Genomic DNA, 4,178 nt, shown 5'->3' with positions numbered 1-4,178 from the left:
AGCGGCTTGTCCGCCCCAGCGCCCTGCAACCCCGACCAGCCGGCGCAGGGGCGGACACTGGTCTACAAGGGGGAGAACTGTAACCCATCTATCCGGTTCAATCTGTTACCCATCTATCGGCTGGACAGTAGGCAATCTTCCGACCATCTTTGAGGCCACGCAGGTCAGCCCGCTCTACCGCGAAATGTGGACGAACACATCGGTACTGCCGTCGTCCGGCCGGATGAAGCCGAAGCCATTCGTTGCGTTGAACCACTTTGCCGTACCGGTCGCCATTGCGTCTTCCCTTTGATCGTAGTCTTGCCGGACTTTCGGTCCAAGCAACCCTCCTATTATCGCTTGTACTGATAGACGTTTCTGAACTCCACGAAAGCCATCCCAACATTTCCCTGCCCCGCCGACCCCTCACAGTGGCGGCGCGACTTCGGTCTTGCTGTTCAACCCGGATGCCGACGGGCCGCGGCTTGGGGGAACTCGAACTGGTTGTCTTGCGGATGAGATCGCCGAGTTTGCGAAAGCCAAACGTTCATGGGTCGAAGTCTGACACCAGGTTCTGAAGCCGACGGTGCGCAGATTGCTACGTCGGTCTTCGGTGCTCTCTTGTGACAGCACCTTTGATGAACGGCACGGTCACAGTTGCTGGCTGCAACGAGTTGTCGGCAGGCGCGGGGCTCTGCTCGTCTATGGTTTCGCCCGGGGAAGAACGTTCTCGGTGTAGATGAACCGCTGGCAGGCCAGTCGGAAACTCTCGGCCGGTCTTCTGCTCGCCACAGGTGAAAACATCGACGCCCTGCTCTCGGATCCGGGCGGCGAACCGCGTGAAATCGCTATCCGACGACGGCAGGCAGAAACTGTCGAGAGAACCACTGTGCAACAGTCCATCGCATGGATTATCCGCATAATGTCGGAGTCGTTTTCCCCGTCGTTTAGGCAAACCGCGCTGGGAATGGACGCTTGCTTGTCCAATCGATCCGCCCGGCCCTCGATCGCGATCCGGTGAACCCCCAATAGATGCGTCGGATGCCTGCCTCGCCTTTTCGGCCGCCTCTCCAAGCAGGCCTCTGCAATCCTTGCCGAGGTAGGGTCAAAGGCGTCGACAGTACGGTGAGGCGCGGAGATCGCATTTTTGACCGAATAAGAGTTCTTCTGCTTGCGATAGGATATGCGGCCTCCGCGATTCGCCGGCGTCTCGGATCTCACGCCAGGCGATCGGTCGATTGCCGGCATTCTCTCTCTGATCTCCGTCGCGACACGTTTTGAGCGGCAAAGACAGACCCTGAGTCGCGAAAACTTTTAAGCCATTGCGCTTGTTGCGAAAATCGACCGTTTTGACGGCAGTCAACATGATCTGTGAATATGAAAACCACGACCTTCCCTTTAACAGAGAATCGCTATGACCTGCACTTCTGCTGTGCGTTGACTTCCTGTTAACGCTATTTCCCTTGTGAGACTCAGAGAATCGGAGATAATGACGACATTTCTCCGGTTTTGGTGATTTTATCGACAGAATGGTCCAAGGCACAATGAACGCGTTTAGCCCGCTACCGTCGTTTGAGTTTGACGACAAGATCCTGATGCAAGGTGCGGAAATCTCGCGCAAGCTCGATCAACTGCGTCTGGAGAACTTTCCCCCGAACGCGAAGAAAGACCTGCGTCAGTTCTCGCTCGCGGAAGTCGCGCACTACCTTGGCGTCACCCCGAGCAATTTGAAGCGCCTCTATCTCGACGGCAAAGGGCCGAAGCCAGTCACAATGTCGGGAAATCGCAGATACTACACTGCCGAACAGATGTTGGAGCTGCGATTTTTTCTGGACAGGACAGGGAAGTCGGAAGCTAAGAAATATGTTCCTCACCGCAAGCCGGGCGATAAATTGCAGGTCATTGCGGTCGTCAACTTCAAGGGAGGCTCTGGCAAGACGACCACAACGGCTCACCTTGCGCAGCACTTGGCGCTGACCGGACACCGCGTGCTTGCCATCGATCTTGACCCACAGGCGTCGCTCTCGGCTCTGCACGGTTTCCAGCCGGAGCTTGATCGGAATCCCTCGCTCTACGATGCGATACGCTATGACGACGAGCGCAAGTCGATTGCCGACGTCATTCTGCCGACCAATTTCCCTGGCCTCGATATTGTCCCGGCGAATCTGGAATTGCAGGAATATGAATACGACACGCCCCTTGCCATGCAGGCTGGCACGGATGGGAAGCGCTTCTTCACGCGTCTCGGCAAGTCGCTCGAGGAGGTTGACAGCCGCTACGACGTCGTGGTGGTCGATTGCCCTCCGCAACTGGGATATCTCACCTTAACCGCGCTCACTGCGGCGACCTCCGTCTTGATTACAGTCCATCCGCAAATGTTGGACCTGATGTCGATGTCGCAGTTCCTGCTCATGCTCGGCAATATCACCAAGACAATTAAAAAGGCTGGTGCCAATGTGCGCATGGACTGGCTCCGTTACCTGATCACCAGATTTGAGCCAACGGATGTACCGCAGGTGCAGATGCTGGGCTTCATGCAATCGATGTTTGCCGAGGAAATCCTCAAGAGCCCGATGGTGAAGACAACGGCAATCTCCGATGCCGGCTTGACGAAACGTACCCTCTACGAGCTCGATCGCTCAAATTTCACGCGAGAAACCTATGACCGCGCGATCGAATGCATGGATGCCGTCAATTTCGAGATCCAAGGATTGATCCATAGGGCTTGGGGGAGGCTCTAATGATGTTGACCGCCGTCAAAACAGCAAGATTCTGCAGTCGAAACAACCCGATAACATGGCTTCGAGGATAGCGATATGGCTCGGAAAAACCCATTCGCCAATGTGATGAGCGACACGCCGGCCGACAGCAACCGGGCAGTGCTTGATTACACCATCCGGGGCGCTTCTAAGTCGATCCTGAATTCCATCGATGAGATGGCGGCCCGTGCAGATAAGCTGCTGGAGGGCGAGACTGTCATCGAGCTGAACCCGGATCTGGTCGATGTATCGTTCGTGCGCGATCGCATTGAGGAGGATGAACAGGAGTTCAACGAATTGCTTTCGGCAATTCGGGAGCGGGGGCAGGACAGCCCGATCCTGGTACGGCCTCACCCCAAGGATTCCGAGCGCTATATGGTGGTGTTCGGGCATCGACGTCTTCGGGCGGCAAGGGCTCTCGGAAGAAACGTCCGTGCAGTCGTCAAAGACCTGAAAGATAGCGATCATCTCGTCGCGCAGGGGCAAGAGAATTCGGCGCGCGCCAATCTGTCATTTTTTGAGAAGGCAATGTTCGCGAATGAAATCGCGCGGCTTCACTTCGATGGTGACAACGCAATTGTTCTCTCGGCACTTTCGGTGGACAGGGCGACCCTATCGAAGATGCTGGCGGTGGCAAGCATGCCTCGCGAATTGCTGGATGCGGTCGGAGCAGCCAAGGGCATTGGACGTGATCGCTGGTACGAGCTGAAGACCCTGTTGGAGCGGCCCTCGAATTTGGAGAGGGCACGTGCCTTCCTCGCAACCGCGGAATTCAACGCGAAGACAGGCGACGATCGGTTCAACGTACTGCTGACGCATATCAAGGCATCAGGCAGATCAACTCCATCGAAACAGGTTCGTGCGAGCAAATGGATTGCCGACGACAAGTCCGTTGCCGCTGATCTGCGGAGCGACGGACGAACTTTTACACTTGCTTTGAAGGCCAAGGATGCGGTCGGGTTTGGGGATTTCCTCTCCGAGAGCCTGACGGATCTCTACAAGGTCTATCGAGGCCGAAACGTTCAACAAGGAGAGTAGACCGCAAAAGAAAAAGGCCCCCAACGACGCGGTCGTGGAAGCCTTCCTCGTATTCCTAGCAGATCGAGAATCGCATTTCCACGAATCACAGTCAAGAGTCTTGGCACCGCTTTTTGGTGAGCAGAGTTCTTTTGCCTAAACTGAGGTGAAGGCAAATGGAGAGTGGATATGTGACGACGCCCTTTGGGCGGCGGCCGATGTCGCTTGGCATGCTGGCAAACCAGCACCTGGCCGAGACCATCGAGCCGGGAATGAAACGCAGCAAATGGAAGCTGTTCAGGGCGATCTGCGAAGCACGGCCGGCGCTTGGCGTCACCGATCGGGCACTGACGGTGCTCGACGCGCTTCTGACCTTCTACCCTGACGACGAAATCTCCGAGGAAAAGGGACTGATCGTCTTCC

At 56.2% G+C, this 4,178-nt stretch carries 4 protein-coding genes and 1 pseudogene; 3 read left to right on the top strand and 2 right to left on the bottom strand.

Annotated features, from left to right (window positions below; genetic code table 11):
- Positions 1-97: 97 nt before the first annotated feature.
- A pseudogene (locus ACM5SV_RS36520) lies at positions 98-276 on the bottom strand (cold-shock protein).
- Positions 277-577: 301 nt separating this feature from the next.
- Positions 578-874, bottom strand: coding sequence for an NYN domain-containing protein (locus ACM5SV_RS36515; RefSeq protein ID WP_409565787.1), 297 nt, complete (start codon positions 872-874; stop codon positions 578-580).
- 649 nt (positions 875-1,523) lie between these two features.
- Between ACM5SV_RS36515 and repA the strand changes: the two genes are divergently transcribed.
- The 3 genes from repA to ACM5SV_RS36500 form a co-directional block, all read left to right on the top strand.
- Positions 1,524-2,720, top strand: coding sequence for a plasmid partitioning protein RepA (gene repA, locus ACM5SV_RS36510; RefSeq protein WP_128407550.1), 1,197 nt, complete (start codon positions 1,524-1,526; stop codon positions 2,718-2,720).
- Positions 2,721-2,795: 75 nt separating this feature from the next.
- The gene (repB, locus tag ACM5SV_RS36505; protein ID WP_222018380.1) at positions 2,796-3,776 is read left to right on the top strand and encodes a plasmid partitioning protein RepB; all 981 of its coding nucleotides are present in this window, start codon (positions 2,796-2,798) and stop codon (positions 3,774-3,776) included.
- Positions 3,777-3,931: 155 nt separating this feature from the next.
- Positions 3,932-4,178, top strand: a 247-nt coding sequence (locus ACM5SV_RS36500; protein ID WP_313904245.1) for a helix-turn-helix domain-containing protein, incomplete at its 3' end; no start/stop codon positions are given.

The organism is Rhizobium sp. CRRU65 (assembly GCF_048551595.1).
GTDB classification, from domain to species: Bacteria; Pseudomonadota; Alphaproteobacteria; order Rhizobiales; family Rhizobiaceae; genus Rhizobium; species Rhizobium leguminosarum_J.
This window is presented reverse-complemented; position numbering and strand designations above follow the sequence as displayed.